This window comes from Kocuria sp. CNJ-770 (assembly GCF_001942375.1).
Classification (GTDB): domain Bacteria; phylum Actinomycetota; class Actinomycetes; order Actinomycetales; family Micrococcaceae; genus Kocuria; species Kocuria oceani.
The window spans coordinates 147,630-161,981 of sequence record NZ_MKJW01000078.1 but is presented as its reverse complement, the minus strand read 5'-3'; the positions used below and the strand labels follow the sequence as shown (position 1 = coordinate 161,981).

Annotated in this window: 15 protein-coding genes; 4 read left to right on the top strand and 11 right to left on the bottom strand. The window is 73.0% G+C overall.

The annotated features are described in order from the left end of the window. Positions 1–10: 10 nt before the first annotated feature. Both BJF77_RS05115 and BJF77_RS05110 read right to left on the bottom strand, forming a co-directional pair. Complete coding sequence (locus BJF77_RS05115) at positions 11–898, bottom strand: polysaccharide deacetylase (protein ID WP_047803610.1); 888 nt, start codon at positions 896–898, stop codon at positions 11–13. A 29-nt stretch (positions 899–927) separates the two neighbouring features. Next, positions 928–1,896: an asparaginase gene (locus tag BJF77_RS05110; RefSeq protein WP_075871477.1), complete on the bottom strand. Its 969-nt coding sequence runs from the start codon at positions 1,894–1,896 to the stop codon at positions 928–930. 179 nt (positions 1,897–2,075) lie between these two features. Between BJF77_RS05110 and BJF77_RS05105 the strand changes: the two genes are divergently transcribed. After that, a complete protein-coding gene (locus BJF77_RS05105) occupies positions 2,076–3,077 on the top strand; it encodes a LacI family DNA-binding transcriptional regulator (RefSeq protein WP_047803612.1) in 1,002 nt (333 codons plus the stop codon). A gap of 73 nt (positions 3,078–3,150) precedes the next feature. On the opposite strand, the gene BJF77_RS05100 is transcribed toward BJF77_RS05105, so the two are convergent. From BJF77_RS05100 to BJF77_RS05090, 3 genes are read right to left on the bottom strand one after another with little or no spacing between them, the layout of a single operon-like run. Then, entirely contained in the window at positions 3,151–3,891 is a 741-nt protein-coding gene (locus BJF77_RS05100) for a hypothetical protein (RefSeq protein WP_075871476.1), read from the bottom strand. Continuing rightward, positions 3,888–4,808, bottom strand: coding sequence for an ABC transporter ATP-binding protein (locus BJF77_RS05095; RefSeq protein WP_047803614.1), 921 nt, complete (start codon positions 4,806–4,808; stop codon positions 3,888–3,890). The genes BJF77_RS05100 and BJF77_RS05095 overlap by 4 nt, the downstream gene beginning before the upstream one ends. Further along, positions 4,805–5,200: a GntR family transcriptional regulator gene (locus tag BJF77_RS05090; protein ID WP_075871519.1), complete on the bottom strand. Its 396-nt coding sequence runs from the start codon at positions 5,198–5,200 to the stop codon at positions 4,805–4,807. Before BJF77_RS05090 ends, BJF77_RS05095 begins: the two co-directional genes overlap by 4 nt. Positions 5,201–5,417: 217 nt before the next feature. On the opposite strand from BJF77_RS05090, the gene BJF77_RS05085 reads away from it, so the two are divergent. Further along, positions 5,418–6,239 (top strand): hypothetical protein, encoded by an 822-nt coding sequence (locus BJF77_RS05085; protein WP_075871475.1) that lies wholly within the window; start codon positions 5,418–5,420, stop codon positions 6,237–6,239. A 221-nt stretch (positions 6,240–6,460) separates the two neighbouring features. Here BJF77_RS05085 and BJF77_RS05080 read toward each other — a convergent pair whose 3' ends face one another. From BJF77_RS05080 to BJF77_RS05070, 3 genes are all read right to left on the bottom strand, one after another. Continuing rightward, positions 6,461–7,555, bottom strand: coding sequence for an AAA family ATPase (locus tag BJF77_RS05080; protein WP_075871474.1), 1,095 nt, complete (start codon positions 7,553–7,555; stop codon positions 6,461–6,463). Between the two features lie 81 nt (positions 7,556–7,636). Beyond that, the gene (locus tag BJF77_RS05075; protein ID WP_075871473.1) at positions 7,637–8,275 is read right to left on the bottom strand and encodes an HD domain-containing protein; all 639 of its coding nucleotides are present in this window, start codon (positions 8,273–8,275) and stop codon (positions 7,637–7,639) included. A 69-nt stretch (positions 8,276–8,344) separates the two neighbouring features. Next, positions 8,345–8,989 carry a maleylpyruvate isomerase family mycothiol-dependent enzyme gene (locus BJF77_RS05070; RefSeq protein ID WP_139318444.1) on the bottom strand — a complete coding sequence of 215 codons (645 nt, stop codon included), beginning with the start codon at positions 8,987–8,989 and terminating at the stop codon, positions 8,345–8,347. 115 nt (positions 8,990–9,104) lie between these two features. Between BJF77_RS05070 and BJF77_RS22300 the strand changes: the two genes are divergently transcribed. Continuing rightward, complete coding sequence (locus BJF77_RS22300) at positions 9,105–10,244, top strand: metallophosphoesterase (protein WP_075871472.1); 1,140 nt, start codon at positions 9,105–9,107, stop codon at positions 10,242–10,244. Beyond that, the gene (locus tag BJF77_RS05060) at positions 10,241–12,877 is read left to right on the top strand and encodes an ATP-binding protein (RefSeq protein ID WP_075871471.1); all 2,637 of its coding nucleotides are present in this window, start codon (positions 10,241–10,243) and stop codon (positions 12,875–12,877) included. Before BJF77_RS22300 ends, BJF77_RS05060 begins: the two co-directional genes overlap by 4 nt. 13 nt (positions 12,878–12,890) lie before the next feature. Here BJF77_RS05060 and BJF77_RS05055 read toward each other — a convergent pair whose 3' ends face one another. From BJF77_RS05055 to BJF77_RS22520, 3 genes are read right to left on the bottom strand one after another with little or no spacing between them, the layout of a single operon-like run. Beyond that, positions 12,891–13,460 (bottom strand): dihydrofolate reductase family protein, encoded by a 570-nt coding sequence (locus BJF77_RS05055; RefSeq protein WP_047803622.1) that lies wholly within the window; start codon positions 13,458–13,460, stop codon positions 12,891–12,893. Then, the gene (locus BJF77_RS21000; protein ID WP_222844966.1) at positions 13,457–13,954 is read right to left on the bottom strand and encodes a DinB family protein; all 498 of its coding nucleotides are present in this window, start codon (positions 13,952–13,954) and stop codon (positions 13,457–13,459) included. Before BJF77_RS21000 ends, BJF77_RS05055 begins: the two co-directional genes overlap by 4 nt. An 8-nt stretch (positions 13,955–13,962) precedes the next feature. Beyond that, positions 13,963–14,232 carry a helix-turn-helix domain-containing protein gene (locus BJF77_RS22520; protein WP_369821364.1) on the bottom strand — a complete coding sequence of 90 codons (270 nt, stop codon included), beginning with the start codon at positions 14,230–14,232 and terminating at the stop codon, positions 13,963–13,965. Positions 14,233–14,352: the final 120 nt, after the last annotated feature.

Genomic DNA, 14,352 nt, shown 5'->3' with positions numbered 1-14,352 from the left:
CCGTGCCGGATCAGCCGGCGTTGCGGGGACTGCGGGAGGCGAAGTCGCGGGCGACGTCCTCCATGAAGGCGAACTCCACCCCGTCGTGGCCGGCGATGTGGTCGAAGAGCCGCTCGAGCATGAGCAGGTTCTGCGGCCGGCCGGAGACGTCCGGGTGGATGGTGATCGGGAACACGGCGTAGTCCATCTCCCGGTAGACCCAGTCGAACTGGTCCTTCCACAGCTGCTCGATGTCCCGCGGGGACACGAAGCCGTGGCTGTTGGGGCTGGACTTGATGAACATCATCGGCGGCAGGTCGTCGAGGTACCACGAGGCCGGGATCTCGATGAGGTCCGTCTCCTCGCCCCGCACCAGCGGCTTCATCCACTCCCGGGCCGAGGCCGCGTCGTAGTCGATCTTGGTCCAGGTGTCGCCGACGCGGACGTAGTACGGGGTGTGGTCGTCGTGCATCAGGGAGTGGTCGTAGAGGAAGCCGCGCTCGAGCAGGATCTCGTTGGTCACCGAGGAGAACTCCCACCACGGGGCCACGTAGCCCACCGGCTTCTTCCCGGCGCGCCGGGTGATCAGGTCGGTGCAGTAGTCGAGGATCTCGGTCTCCTGCTCCCGGGTCATCGCGATCGGGTTCTCGTGGGAGTACCCGTGCACGCCGATCTCGTGGCCGGCGGCGACGGTCGCGTCGAACTGCTCGGGGAAGGTCTCGATGGAGTGGCCCGGCCAGAACCAGGTCACCGGCATCTCCCGGCGCTGGGCGAGCTGGAGCAGCCGCGGGACGCCGACCTCGCCGGCGAACAGGCCGCGGGAGATGTCCCCCGGGGAGTCCTCCCCGCCGTAGGAGCCGAGCCAGCCGCCGACGGCGTCCACGTCGATGCCGACGGACACGTAGATCTTCTTGGACATGTTGTCTCCTCTGGTGATGGGTGGGTGTTCTAGCGGTGGGCGGTGAACGCCTCGGGGAACTCGGTGCTCGAGGTCCCGAGGGAGATCAGGAGGGCGGCGAGCAGGCGGGCCTGCAGGGGGTTGAGGTCCCCCGAGGGGACCGCGCCCGCGGCCACGAGGTCGGTGCCGCCGCCGTTGCCGTAGATCGACAGCACGGGCCCCCAGGGGGCCCGGGTGCTGAGCACGACGGCGCACCCCGCCGCCACCGCCCGTTCGACCGCCTCGGCGAAGCCGGGGCCCGCGTTGCCGACGCCCGAGCCGGCCAGCACCACGGCGTGGGCGCCGGAGCGCACGGCGAAGTCGAACAGGTCCGGGGTGGCCCCGGTGTGGGCCGTGATGATCTCGACCCGCGTGGCGTCGAAGGAGGCCGGAGGCAGGGGAAGGGCCGGGCGGCGGACCGGCCTGGCCGTCACCACGAGCTCGTGCCCGGCCATGTGCGCCACCTCCGTCCCGCCGCAGAAGGGGCTGCTCGCGGTGGTGTGCGCCTTCCGGGCTCCGCGCGCCGCACGGACCGTCCCGTCGAAGGAGATCAGCACGCCGCTGTCGCGCAGGCTCGGGGACGCGGCGGCCAGCACCGCCTCCTCGACGTTGCGCGGCCCGTCCGGGGCGGCGCTGTCGGCCGGCTGCTGGGCGCCGGTGAGCACCGCGCTCTTGGCCGAGCCGTGCACCAGCTCCAGCAGGAACGCGGTCTCCTCGAGGGTGTCGGTCCCGTGGGTGACCACCACCCCGTCCGTACCCGGATCGGCCAGCGCCTCCTGCACGGCCTCGGCGATCAGCCGCAGGTCGGCCAGGCTCAGCCGGTAGCTGCCGGTGGTCAGGACGTCCCGGGACGAGACGGTCAGCTCCCCGTACCGGGCCCGGGCCAGCTCGGCCGCCGTGTCGGTGGCCACCGAGCCCCGGTCGCCGTGACCACGCGACGCGATGGTCCCGCCGGTGCCGAGCAGATGGACGTGAGCCACTGCCTGCCTCCCCTCCAGAACGGTCCGCCCGGGAGGACGGACACTGTATGCAAACGAATGCCGCAATCGATTGCGTAAGGTGTTGCCACCGACCCTAGAGTGGGCTTCACGTGATGCGCAACACATTCACGAGAATTTAACGTCCGTTACTGTGTGGAAACAGACGCGAGGAGATGGACATGGGCGCGCGACCGGCGGTCACCCTGAAGGCCCTGGCGGCCGAACTGGGTCTCAACCCCTCCACGGTCTCCCGGGTGCTCAACGACCCCAGGGGACTGGGCTCGAGGTGGGCCTCCCCGGACACCACCGAGCGCATCTTCGCGCTCGCCGAGGAGCGCGGCTACCGCAAGAACCCCTACGCCGCCTCGCTCCGCACGGCCAAGTCGCACATGATCGGGGTCGTCGTGCCCCGCCTGCAGGACTACGTCCTGGCCACGATGTACGAGGGCATCGACGAGGCCGCCTCCGAGCACGGGTACTTCACCGTGGTCTCCAACTCCCTGGACGACCCGGCGGCCCACCGCGCCAAGGCGGAGAAGCTGCTGGACCGCCGTGCCGACGGGCTGATCTTCGGCGACGCCCTGTTCGAGGACCCCTTCCTGGACGAGCTCGCCGACCGCGGCGTGGCCTTCACCCTGGTGAGCCGGCGCTCCCCCGGTCACCGGTCCGTGACCTGCGACGACTACACCGGGGGGAGACTGGTCGCCGAGCACCTCGTGGCCTCCGGGCGGAGGAGCTTCGGCCTCATCGCGGGCGATCCGCGGGCCTCGACCTCGATCGACCGCTGCGCCGGCTTCCTCGACGCGCTCGCCGAGCACGGTCTCGGCGTGGACCCGTCCCGGGTGGCCCCCGGGGGCTTCGACGCATCGGCGGGCAGCGCGGCCGCCGCCCGGATCCTCGCCGCCGGTCCGCTGCCCGAGGCGGTGTTCGCGGTCAACGACTTCGCGGCCATCGGCGCGCTCGGCGTGCTCACCCGGGAGGGGATCAGCGTCCCGGAGGACACGGCCCTCGTCGGCTTCAACGACACGCCGCTGGCCGGCAGCGTGGGGCTCACCACCGTGCGCTCCCCCATGCACCGCATCGGCCGGCAGGGCTTCGAGCTGCTCATGGACGTCCTGGACGGCAAGGACGTCGAGAGCGTGCGCCTGCCCCCCGAGCTGGTCGTGCGCACGAGCACTTGACCGGCACTGCTGGAGCCGAAATCCCGCCGGTGGCGGGCAGCGGCCCGTGCGGCTGCCCTCGCCGCGGAGACCGTCAGACGGGCATCCGGCGCAGCGTGAGGTAGGAGCCGGCCGCGAGCAGCGCGCCCAGCAGGACGGCCCACAGCGTCAGGCCCAGCGAGCCGGCGTCCTGGATCCACCGCCAGACGTCCGGCCAGGCCTGCTGCCAGGTCACCAGGGCGACGAGCCCCACGACGGCGAGGCCGAGCGCGAGCATGACGAGCACGAGCGTCGCCGTGCCGAAGCGCTTGAAGATCGTCGCGAACCAGAAGCCGACGACGAAGAACAGCATGGTCGCCACGAAGTACGCCAGGCCCGCCGCGAGCGGCCCCTCCGCCCACACCCATTCGAGGTAGGCGAAGTACCCGTTCATGCCGTACCCGTCCGTGGCCTGCTCGATCAGCCCGAGCAGCACGAACGCCAGCGACATCCCGAGCCCGCTCACCGCCGCGGCGGCCAGGGAGCCGAGATAGAACTCCCGGCGCGTGAGACTCATCGCCTGGGAGAACGGGAAGCTCAGCGTCATGGCCTGGACCCCGACGACGAGGAAGTACCACAGCGGGGCCTGCGAGCCCCCGCCGATCTTGGCGTCGGTGCCGCCGGCGCTCTGGATGATCCAGTAGATGAGCATCGTGATCACCCACGCGCCGCCGAGCACGAGAGCCGGCACCCAGACGAAGGTCTGCGTGTTGACGAACTGCAGGCGCACCACGTTGAGCGTGCGGTGGCGCGCGGCGGCAGGGCGCGCGGCGGCGCCGGCATCGAGGGCGGTCATCGAAGGGCTCCTTCCTGGGTGGCCGCGTCGAGCGCGTCGCGGCCGGGCGAACGGTGCTGCGTGAGGCGCACGATGAGCTGCTGCAGGGAGACGGGCGCCAGCTCGAGTCCCGCCGCGGTGAGGGCCGCGCGCTCGGTCTCGTCGAGACGGCCGAGGAACGTCACGGAGGCGACCCGGCCGAGGCTCTCGCGGTGGATGACCTCCCGGCCGTTCGCGGCCCGTTCGACCGCGGCGGCGTCACCGACGACGTTCGTGGCCTGGGCGCGGGCGTCCTCGGTGGACTCGTCCATGATGATGCGACCCGCGTCGATCACGAGCACCCGCTCGAGCAGGTTGGACACCTCGTCGATGAGATGGCTGGAGAGCAGCACCGTGCGGGGGTGCTCGGCGTAGTCCGTCAGGAGGCGGTCGTAGAAGATCTGCCGCGCGACGGCGTCGAGGCCGAGGTACGGCTCGTCGAAGAAGGTGATCTCCGCGCGGGAGGCGAGGCCGATGATGACTCCGACGGCCGAGAGCTGGCCGCGCGAGAGCTTCTTGATCGTGCGCTTGACCGGCAGCTGGAAGTCCTCGACGAGCGCGTCGGCGAGCTGCTGGTCCCACCGCGGGAAGAACAGCCGCGCCGAGGCGAAGGCGTGCCGCGGGGTGGCGTCGTCGGGGTACTTCTGGCTCTCGCGCACGAAGCACATGCGGCTGAGGACCCGGGCGTTCTCGTAGGGGTCCTGCCCGAACACGCGCACCTGGCCGCTGGTGGGCAGGTTCTGTGCGGTGAGGATCGACATCGCGGTCGTCTTCCCCGCGCCGTTGCGCCCCAGGAGGCCGTAGATCGTGTCCTGCTGGACCTCGAAGCTGACGTCGTCGAGGGCGAGCTTGTCCTTGTAGCGCTTCGTGAGATTCCGGACCTCGATCACGGGGTTCATGCTGTCTTCCAATCCGGCGGAGTTGACGGTTCCGTGCGGGCGGCACCGGCACGGACGAGCTCTGCGACGTCGTCGGGTCCGAGCCCGATCTTGCGCGCCTCGGCGAGCAGAGGCTGCACGTAGCGCAGGGCGAAGGCCTCGCGCCGCTCCTGGAGCAGGAGTGCGCGGGCGCCCGGGGAGACGAACATCCCGATCCCACGGCGCTTGTACAGCACTCCCTTGGTGACGAGCATGTTCACCCCCTTGGCGGCGGTGGCCGGGTTGATCCGGTAGAAGGCGGCGAGTTCGTTCGTCGACGGCGCCTGCGCCTCCTCGGCGAGGGTGCCGTCCACGACCGAGTCCTCGACCTGCTCGGCGATCTGCACGAACAGGGGCTTGCCTTCCTCGATCAAGGCGACCTCCGAGTTCATGGGTTCATTACTCCACTAATGAACCATGACACTGAGCCGTCAAGGGGTTGCCCGCCGCCGGGAACGAGCAGGTTCGCCGGGCCGGGGGGTGAACGTCCGGCGCGAGCACGCCCGGATCGGCCGGCCCGGCCCCGGTCATCCGGGGCCGGTGACGACTACACTGGGTGCTCAGGACTCGTGGTTCTCGGGGGGACCCACCATGAAGAACACTCAGGGCAGCAGCAGCGCGACCGGCTGGATCGTCCTGCTCGCCGTGATCGTCTTCCTCGGCCTGTTCCGCTTCCTGATCCTCGGCGGAGTGGTCGTCATCGTCCTCGCCCTGCTCGGACTGCTCGTCTGGCTGAGCGCGGGCTTCATCCGGAGCCAGCTCCGGGCGGCCCAGGGAATCGGGGTCCCGGACACCGGAGCCGGCCCGCCGCCCGCGGTGAACCGGCGGACCGGGCAGCGGGCGGTGGAGGAGGCCCGGGCGACCGGGGCGTCCAACATGCGCACGGCGTGGATCTCCTGGCACCTGCGCTCCCTGCCGCCGCAGGACGGCAACCGCGATCCCCGGCTCCTCGCCGGGACGCTGGCCGTGGTCCCGCAGGCGGACTGGAACGCGGACCGGCTGCGGCAGCACGGGCGGGCCCTGTGGTCGCTGCGCACCACCGCCCGGGTGCACCACCTGCTCGATCAGGTGGACGCCTGCCTGGACCGCACCGTCGCCATGATCTCCGACCGCGCCGACGACGAGTTCGACACCAGCCTCGGCCAGGTCAACGACCAGTACCTCTACCACCCGGACCGGCAGGTCCGCACCGCCTATCTGGAGGGCGGTGCCCTGGGCGTGGAGGCCATCATGGACGCCGTGACCGCCGCCCGGGCCCAGGCCCGCGAGGACGCCGCGACCAAGGCCGCCGCGGAGTCCCTGGCCCAGCAGCGCAACGCCGCGCTGCGGGCACTGCGGGAGACCTACTCCCCCATCGAGAACCGGGACGCCCACGCCGCCTGGGACGAACAGGCGCGGAAGATCGAGGAGTGACCGCTCGGCGCCACGGCAGCGGGATCGGCAGGCATCCCTCCTCCTCGAGCCACCGGCACCGGGTCCCCAGCGCGGCGCGGTGGTTCTCCGGAACCTCGACGCCCCGGTTGGTCCTCAGCGGGCGGAGACGACGAGCAAGCCGATGCGCCGGCGCCCCCGCACGGACAGGAGGCACGGAGTCGGCGAGGAGGCCCCGGAGCGGCGGACCGGGTGTGCGAGGCCTAGGCGCGGCCCTGGCGCAGGTGCTCCCGGAGGCCGGGGATGGCGAAGCGGACCAGCCCGTAGCCGGCCGGCTCGATCAGCCCGGCGTCGATCAGCCGGGTCCGGTAGTTGCCCACGGTGTTCGGCCGGGCCCCGATCCGGGCGCCGATGTCCCCGGCCGTGGACGGCCCCTCGTCCTCGGCCATGGCCCGCAGGACGTCCAGGTCCCTCGGGGAGGCCGTGGAGAGCGCCGTCTCGATGACCACGCGCTCGTTCCGGCGACGGGCGGCGGCGACCGCCTGGTCCACCATCGCGTCGGTGAGCACGGACGAGACCTTCTCGGCCTCCTGCCACAGGAAGTACCCGACCAGCTGGATCAGGAACGGGTAGCCGCCGGTGGCCTCGGCGGCCCGGCGCGCCTGGTCCTCCGTCAGGGTGAAGCCGCCCGCCGCGAAGGTGTCCGTGTAGGACTGCCGGACCTCGTCGACGGCGGCGGCGTGCAGGTCGATCCGGTCGGCGCGGCGCAGGAACGTGGCCACCCCCTCGTTCAGCAGGTCCGAGACCGCCGCCGGCAGACCGGCGAAGAGCAGCGCGATGGGCAGGTCCGCACGGATGAAGTGCTGCACGTCCGCGGCCAGCTGGGCGATCTCCTGGCGGTCGGCGGCGTGGATCTCGTCCACGGTGATGACCAGGCCGGTCCGCTGCTCCTCCAGCAGGTGCAGCAGGCGCAGGCCCTCCTCGCGCCACTCCAGCTGCTGCTGGGGCGGCAGCTGGGTGGTGAAGCCGAAGCCCGCCGCGGAGACGGCGGTGAGCCGCCGGCCCTGGGGGCCGCTGCCGAGCTCCTCGGCCAGCCGGCGCATGGCGTGGCCGATCCGGCCCAGGAAGCCCTTCGTGGCCGTCTCGGAGACCACGGCCCAGCCCTGCGTGCGGGCCAGGTCCTCGGCCGCGCCCAGCATCACGGTCTTGCCCACGCCCCGGGCGCCCGTGAAGATGGTGAGCAGTCCGGGCGCCCCGGAGCGCAGGCGCAGCCCGTAGGCGAACTCGTCCAGAACCCCGGCCCGGCCGATGAGTTCCGGAGGAGAGGCCCCGGCGGTGGGCCGGAAGGGATTGTCCACGGTGCCACCTGTGTATGTCGATGAATCTTGTGAATCTTGTGTATCCAGGGTACCGGCCCGGGACGGCACCGGTTCCCGGGATCACTCGGGCCAGGCGTTCTCCCGGATGATGCGCACGAAGTCCTCCCGGTGGAAGTCGGGGTCGAAGTGGGCGAGCACGTCGTCGTTCATGGTGCCGAAGGTGGTCTCCGGCCGGTCGGCCATGCCGTCGTAGAACGCACGGAGGATCCGGTTCTTGAAGTCCGGCCGGGGGTGCGCGGCGACGACCTCGGCGCGGTGCTCCTCGGAGATCTGGTCCAGGTCGAGGCCCAGCACGTCGGTCTCGACGCCGAGGGTGACCACGGCGACCTCCGGCTCGAGGTGCAGCGGGATCTCCGGGGTGGTGTGCAGGGCGATCGCCAGCCACACGCGGCGGGCCTCCTCGGCGGAGCGGCCGTGGTCGCGCAGAAAGGCCTGTGCCGCTGCGGCGCCGTCGATCTCGAAGCGCTGGTCCCGGGTGCGGTACTCGTCGGTGAGGCCGAGGTCGTGGAACATCGCCCCGACGTAGGCGAGCTCCGGGTCCACCTCGAGCCCGCGGGCGGCGGACTTGAGCATGCCGAAGAGGAAGACCCGGCGGGAGTGGTGGAACAGGCTCTCGTCGGCGGCCGCGCGGACCAGCTCGGTGGTCTCGCGGGCGAGGGGCGAATCGGGAACGGTGATGCCGGCGATGGTCTCGGGCACGGTGTCTCCTCTGCTCGGGTGGGGTGGTGGCGTGCGGGAGCGGCCCGTGGCCGCTCCTCCCCCACTCTCTCAGGCAGAGGTGCAGCGGGACCGCAGGATGGGGACGCCCTCACCCGTCAGGTCGTCGCAGTACGCCGAGCGGCCGGCCATCGCCAGGGTGAGCGCCAGCGTGGTCCCGCGGACTCCCGGGCCGGAGCCGGTCTCGAACGGGCCGTCGGTCGCCACCAGGTGCAGGCCCTCGGCCGCGCTGCGGCTGGCCACCGCGAAGTCCCGGCTCGCGAAGAACCGCGCCACCTCGGTCACCGTGCCGACCGGCGGGGTGCGGGGCAGCCCGAGCGGGCGGCGGATGTCCTGGGCGTGCACGACGACCTCGCCCAGCCACGCCGCGGTGTCCTTGGAGGGTGCTGTGGTGCTCCCGATCACGGCCTCGAACCGGCGCAGCGTCCCGGCGGGCGTGGCGCCCCGGTGCTCGGCCAGCCGGCGCCGGTTGTGCAGGTCGGCGTCGAACCGGGCGCCCAGCATGCTCCGGAGCCAGCGGAACCGGCCGAGGCTCGCGGCGGCGGTCAGGTGGGCGACGACCTCCTCGACCGACCAGCGCCCGCACAGGGACTGCTGCGCCCACCGGTCCTCGTCCAGGCCGGCCAGGTCCTCGGCCAGGGCCGTCCGCTCGGCGTGGACGGCGGACCACAGGTCACTCGCACTGGTGCGCAGCATGGCCCCACTCAAGCACATGCCGGGGTGCCGCGCCTGCGGTGTCCGCCGGTCCCGCTAGCGTGGGAGAGGACCCGCACCCCGGGGCAGCACACCGGCCACCCACCGAGGAGCTTCGATGACGAGCACCCGCTTCCTCCACACGAGCGACTGGCAGCTGGGCATGACCCGGCACTACCTCGAGGGCGAGGCCCAGTCCCGGTACACGGGAGACCGCGTGGAGACGATCCGCCGGATCGGGGAGCTGGCCCGCGAGCGGGGATGCGCGTTCGTGGTGGTGGCCGGGGACGTCTTCGAGCACGCCAACCTCAGCCGCCGGGACGTCGGCCGCGCCCTGGACGCCATGGGGGCCGTGCAGCTGCCGGTGTACCTGCTGCCCGGCAACCACGACCCGCTGGGACCGGGGTCGATCTACGCCCAGGACGCCTTCCGGGAGCTCGCGCCGGACAACGTCGTGCTCCTGGACGACGTCGGCCCCTGGCCCGCCGCCGAGGGCGTGGAGCTGGTGGCCGCCCCCTGGCGCAGCAAGCGGCCCGACACGGACCCGGTCGCCCCGGCCCTGGAGGGCCTGGCGGCGGACGGCACCCTGCGGATCGTGGTGGGCCACGGCATGCTCGACGAGCTGGACCCGGACCAGGACTCGCTCACCACCGTGCGCCGGGCGCCCCTGGACGAGGCGCTGGCGCGCCGGGCGATCCACTACGTGGCCCTGGGCGACCGGCACATCCGCTGGCCCGAGGACGGCCGCGGCGCCGTCCACTACTCCGGGACCCACGAGTCCACGAGCTTCCGCGAGCACGGCCGCGGGCAGGTCCTGGAGGTCGCCCTCGAGGACGCCGACGCCCGGGTCACCGCGCACGAGGTGGGCCGGTGGGAGCACCGGCGCCTCCAGCGCCGGCTCGACGGCCCCGAGGACGTCGACGCCCTGCGCGCCGAGCTCGCCGCACTCACGCCCAAGGAACGGATCATCCTGCAGACCGTGTTCACCGGCACCCTGAGCCTGTCCGCCTCCGCGGCACTGGAGGACCTGCTCGCGCAGCAGGCGGAGGTCTTCGCGAGCCTCAACGCGTGGGAGCGGCACACCGACCTGGTGGTCGTCCCGGACGAGCACGAGTTCGAGGACCTCGACGTCGGCGGCTACGCCGCGGACGCCGTCGTCGAGCTGCGCGGGAAGGCCGCCTCCGACGCCGAGGACGCCCCCGCCGCCGGTGACGCGCTGCGGCTCCTGTACCGCCTCGTGGGAGGAGCGACCCGATGAAGCTGCACCGCCTCAAGCTGGAGAACTTCCGCGGCGTGACCGCCCGCGAGATCGAGTTCCCCGACGCCGGGGTCGTGGTGGTCACCGGCCGCAACGAGATCGGCAAGACCTCCATGATCGACGCCCTGGACGCGCTGATCGCCCTGCCGGACAGCAGCAGGAAGCGCACGATCCTCGACGCGAAGCCCGCCGGCCGGGACGTGCCCGTGCTGGTGGAGGCGGAGTTCTCGATCGGGCCGACCCGGGTGGTCTACACCAAGCAGTGGCTCAAGAAGCCGACCACGATCCTGCGCCACGTCACGGGCACCTCGGCCGGGCGCACGGTCACCGGCCGCGAGGCCCACGACGCCGCCGAGCAGCTGTGGGCCACCGCCGACACCACCCTGTGGCAGGCGCTGCGCTATCTCCAGGCCAGCGGCCTGGACCAGAACGCCCTGACCGACAGCGCCGCGCTGCGCCGGGCCCTGGAGTCCCGCGCCGGCGAGGCCCAGGGCGACGACCGGGAGGTCGCCACCCTGCTGGAGCGCGTGGGCGCGGAGTGCGACAGGTACTGGACCTCCACGCGGAAGAGGAACGCCAAGTTCGTCCAGGCCGAGACGGACTGCCGGGAGGCCGAGACCGCCGCCGCCGCGGCCGCCGAGGAGCTGCGCGGCATCGCCGGAGTCGAGGACGAGCTGGCGGAGCTCACCGAGGAGATCACCGACTCCGGGCGCAAGCTCGCCGCGGCCCGGGCCGAGCGGGAGGAGCTCGACCGGGCCGCCGAGCAGATCGAGGCCGTCCAGCGGCAGCAGCAGGAGGCCCAGCGTCGCCGGGACGCCGCCCAGGGCCAGCTCGACCGCGCCCGTGAGCGCGCGACCCGCCGCACGGAGCTCGTCGCCGCCCTCGCCGCCGACGAGGAGCGCAGCTCCGCCCTCGCCGACGACCTGAGCGCGTGCGAGGAGGACCTCGCGCCGGTGCGGGAGCACGCCGAGGAGGCCGAGCAGCGCCGCGCCGCGGCACAGGCCGCGGTGCAGGAGGCCCGGGCCGCGCACCGGTCCGCGCGGGAGGACCAGAAGCACCTCGACGACGTCGAGCGCCACCGCCGCGCGAGCACGGTCCTGGACTCGCTCGAGACGGTCCGGGCGCGGCTGGCGGAGCTGCGGTCCCGTCCCGCCACGGAGATCGACGAGGACGTCCTGGACGAGCTCGACCGGGCCCAGCGCACCGCGGAGCGGGCCGAGGCCGAGCTGGCCGCCGGCAGCGCCCGGGTGGAGCTGACCGCGCTCGGGCACGCGCGGTCCATCGAGCGCTGCGGCGCCACGGAGGAGGTCAACCCGGAGGAGCCGTGGTCGGTACCGGTGACCGACGAGGTGGAGATCGAGATCCCCGGCGAGTGGCGGGTGCGGATCTCCCCGGAGCAGGGCATCGAGACCCGCCGGGACGCCGCGCACCAGGCCGCCGAGGCGTTCGCCGTGCTGCTGGCACGGCACGGGGTCGAATCGGTCGCCGGGGCGCGGGCCGCCTGGCGCGACGCCCAGGAGCTGGACCGGCAGGTGCGCGAGGCCGAGACCGACCGGGACCGGCTCCTCGACGGCGAGGACGAGAGCCGGCTGCGCGACGAGCGGGACCGGCTCGCGGCGGCGATCGAGCAGTACGGCGAGCGGCGCAGCGGCGAGGTGCCGCTGCCGGCGTCGTCCGGCGCGGCGCAGGATACGGTCGAGGCCGCCGAGACCGCCCTCATCGAGGCCGAGGACGCCGCGCGCCGCACGGAGGCCGCCGCCCAGGCGGCACGCGCGAACCTGGAGAAGGCGCAGACTCGGCTGCACTCCCTGCAGGGTGCGGCCCTGGAACAGGAACGGGCCCTCAACACCGCCCGGACCCGGCTCGAGGAGGCCCGCCTCGAGGTGCCGGACGAGGACCTCGACCACGCCGTCACGGCGGCCGGTGCGGCGCTGGCCGCCGTCCAGGAGGAGATCGACGCGCACGAGGCGAACCTGACCGGCCTGGACGCCGACCGGGTGCTCGCGGACCGGCAGCTCGTGGCCGACCAGGTCGCCGGGCTCGAGCGGCTGCTCACCGACCGGCAGGGCCGCCGCAGCTCCCTGCTGGGCAAGCTCGAGGGCATGGGCCGCGACCGGGTGCAGCTGGTCCACGACCAGGCGGAGACCCGGCTCGAGGCGGCCCGGCGCCACCTCGCCGGGATCGAGCGGCGGGCCGAGGCCGCCCTGCTGCTGGAGCGCACCCTGCTGGCCCACCGCGAGCGCGCCCACGCCCAGTACGTCCAGCCCTTCCGCAGCGCGGTGGAGCAGCTGGGCCGGGCGGTCTACGGCCCGGAGTTCGAGGTCCTGGTGAGCGGCACCCTGGAGGTGGAGCAGCGCAAGCTCGACGGCGACTGGCTGCCGTTCCATGCCCTGTCCACGGGCGCCAAGGAGCAGCTGGTGATCCTCATCCGGCTCGCCACCGCGCTGCTGGTAGACCCGGAGGACGGGGTGCCGGTGCTGCTCGACGACGCCCTGGGCCACTCCGACCCGCAGCGGCTGCGCCGGCTGGCCTCGGCCATCACCACCGCCGGGGAGCGCACCCAGGTGATCGTGCTGACCTCCAACCCCGAGCGCTTCGCGAACCTGCGGGAGGCGCGGCGGATCGAGATGTGAGCGGCCCTGGGGTTCAGGAGGTCGGCCCTCCACCCACGGGTGGCATCGGGCCCACCACGTCGTAGGTCGCGCAGACGAACGCGCGGTTGCGGGCCACGTCCTTCAGCTCCAGGTCGAACCTGCGGGGGAACAGCGGCCGGCCCGCCCCGAGGGTGACCGGCGCGATGGAGACCATCAGCCGGTCCAGCAGCCCGGCCTCGGCGAACTGGGCGGCCAGGTCACCGCCGCCGACCACCCAGATGTCCTTTCCGCCGGCGGCGTCCGCGAGGTCGGCGTGGATCGGTGCCACCTGCCCCTGGGCGAAGCGGATGTCCGCCCCGGGAATGCCCGGCAGCTCCGCGTGGGAGACCACCCAGGCGGGCATGTCGTAGGGCCACTCCTCACCGGAGGCGTGCAGGTGCGCGCGGACCCACTCGTAGGTGGTGCGTCCCATCACGACCGCCCCGATCCCGGCGATGAACTCGTCGTAGCGGTGCGGACCCTCGGGGTCGGAGTCCTGCCGGAACAGCCACTCCAGGGAGTCCTGCTCGTCGGCGAGGTAGCCGTCCAGGGTGGCGGCGGTGTAGAAGACGGTGCGGGTCATCGGAGGCCTCCGGTACGTCGTTGCAACCATTCGATCGGGTCCCCGGCATCGGGGGTGACTCCGGCGCGGCGCAGCATCAGCCGGCCCAGCTGGCGCCGGTGCGCGGAGAACGTGAGCACGTGGGCGATCACGCTGCTGACGACGAAGCTCTCCGGCGGGTCGCACAGCGCGTCGATGATCCGGTCGCCCCACGCGGCTCTGCGGTCGATGTCCCGGACCATGGCCAGCCACCTGGGGGCGATCTCCCGGTGGCGATCCGCCAGTGCCACCGGATCGTCGTCCCCGGTGTCCGGGGCCTCGTGCCCCTCGATGGCCGCCAGCCAGATCTCCTTGGCCGTGACGAGGTGGCGCAGCACGTGGGCCAGCGACTCGTCGGGGCCGTCCCAGCCCAGGGGCGCGCTGTCCGGCACGTGCACCCTGCGGTACTCCTCCTCGGACACCGCTTGTGCCCGCGTCAGCAGGTCGCTGACGTCCTCGACGTCGTGGTGCAGCATCAGCTCCGTCACGTCGGCCGCCGCAGGCCGGGCCGTTGCGGCTTCGTGGGTGTCGACCCACAGCGAGGTCGGAGGGTGGAAGTGGATGCCGTTGGGAGCCGGCAGCCAGTGGCTCGTGCCACGCTCAGCGGTGGTGCTGGGGGGATGGCCGAACGCCTGGTGAAGGCGCGGGCGAAACCGTCGACGGACTCGTACCCCGCAGCCCACGCCGTCTCGGTCACCGACCGGCCTGACCCCAGTTCCCACGCCGCCCGCTCCAGCAGAACCCGGCGCCGCATCGTCACCGGCGGCTCCCCGGTGCCGCGGGTCAGCCGGCGGCTGAAGTGGTAGGGCGAGGACCAGGCCCCACCGGCCATGTCCTCGAGAGTGCGGTTGTTCTCGTCGAGCACCGCGTCGAG

Coding starts and splice junctions, on each gene's coding strand:
- BJF77_RS05100 (WP_075871476.1), bottom strand. CDS start 3,891: ATGACCGCCCTCGATGCCGGCGCCGCCGCGCGCCCTGCCGCCGCGCGC.
- BJF77_RS05070 (WP_139318444.1), bottom strand. CDS start 8,989: ATGCTGCGCACCAGTGCGAGTGACCTGTGGTCCGCCGTCCACGCCGAG.
- BJF77_RS22520 (WP_369821364.1), bottom strand. CDS start 14,232: ATGCGGCGCCGGGTTCTGCTGGAGCGGGCGGCGTGGGAACTGGGGTCA.
- BJF77_RS05055 (WP_047803622.1), bottom strand. CDS start 13,460: ATGACCCGCACCGTCTTCTACACCGCCGCCACCCTGGACGGCTACCTC.
- BJF77_RS05095 (WP_047803614.1), bottom strand. CDS start 4,808: ATGAACCCCGTGATCGAGGTCCGGAATCTCACGAAGCGCTACAAGGAC.
- BJF77_RS05085 (WP_075871475.1), top strand. CDS start 5,418: ATGAAGAACACTCAGGGCAGCAGCAGCGCGACCGGCTGGATCGTCCTG.
- BJF77_RS05060 (WP_075871471.1), top strand. CDS start 10,241: ATGAAGCTGCACCGCCTCAAGCTGGAGAACTTCCGCGGCGTGACCGCC.
- BJF77_RS05115 (WP_047803610.1), bottom strand. CDS start 898: ATGTCCAAGAAGATCTACGTGTCCGTCGGCATCGACGTGGACGCCGTC.
- BJF77_RS21000 (WP_222844966.1), bottom strand. CDS start 13,954: ATGCTGCACCACGACGTCGAGGACGTCAGCGACCTGCTGACGCGGGCA.
- BJF77_RS22300 (WP_075871472.1), top strand. CDS start 9,105: ATGACGAGCACCCGCTTCCTCCACACGAGCGACTGGCAGCTGGGCATG.
- BJF77_RS05105 (WP_047803612.1), top strand. CDS start 2,076: ATGGGCGCGCGACCGGCGGTCACCCTGAAGGCCCTGGCGGCCGAACTG.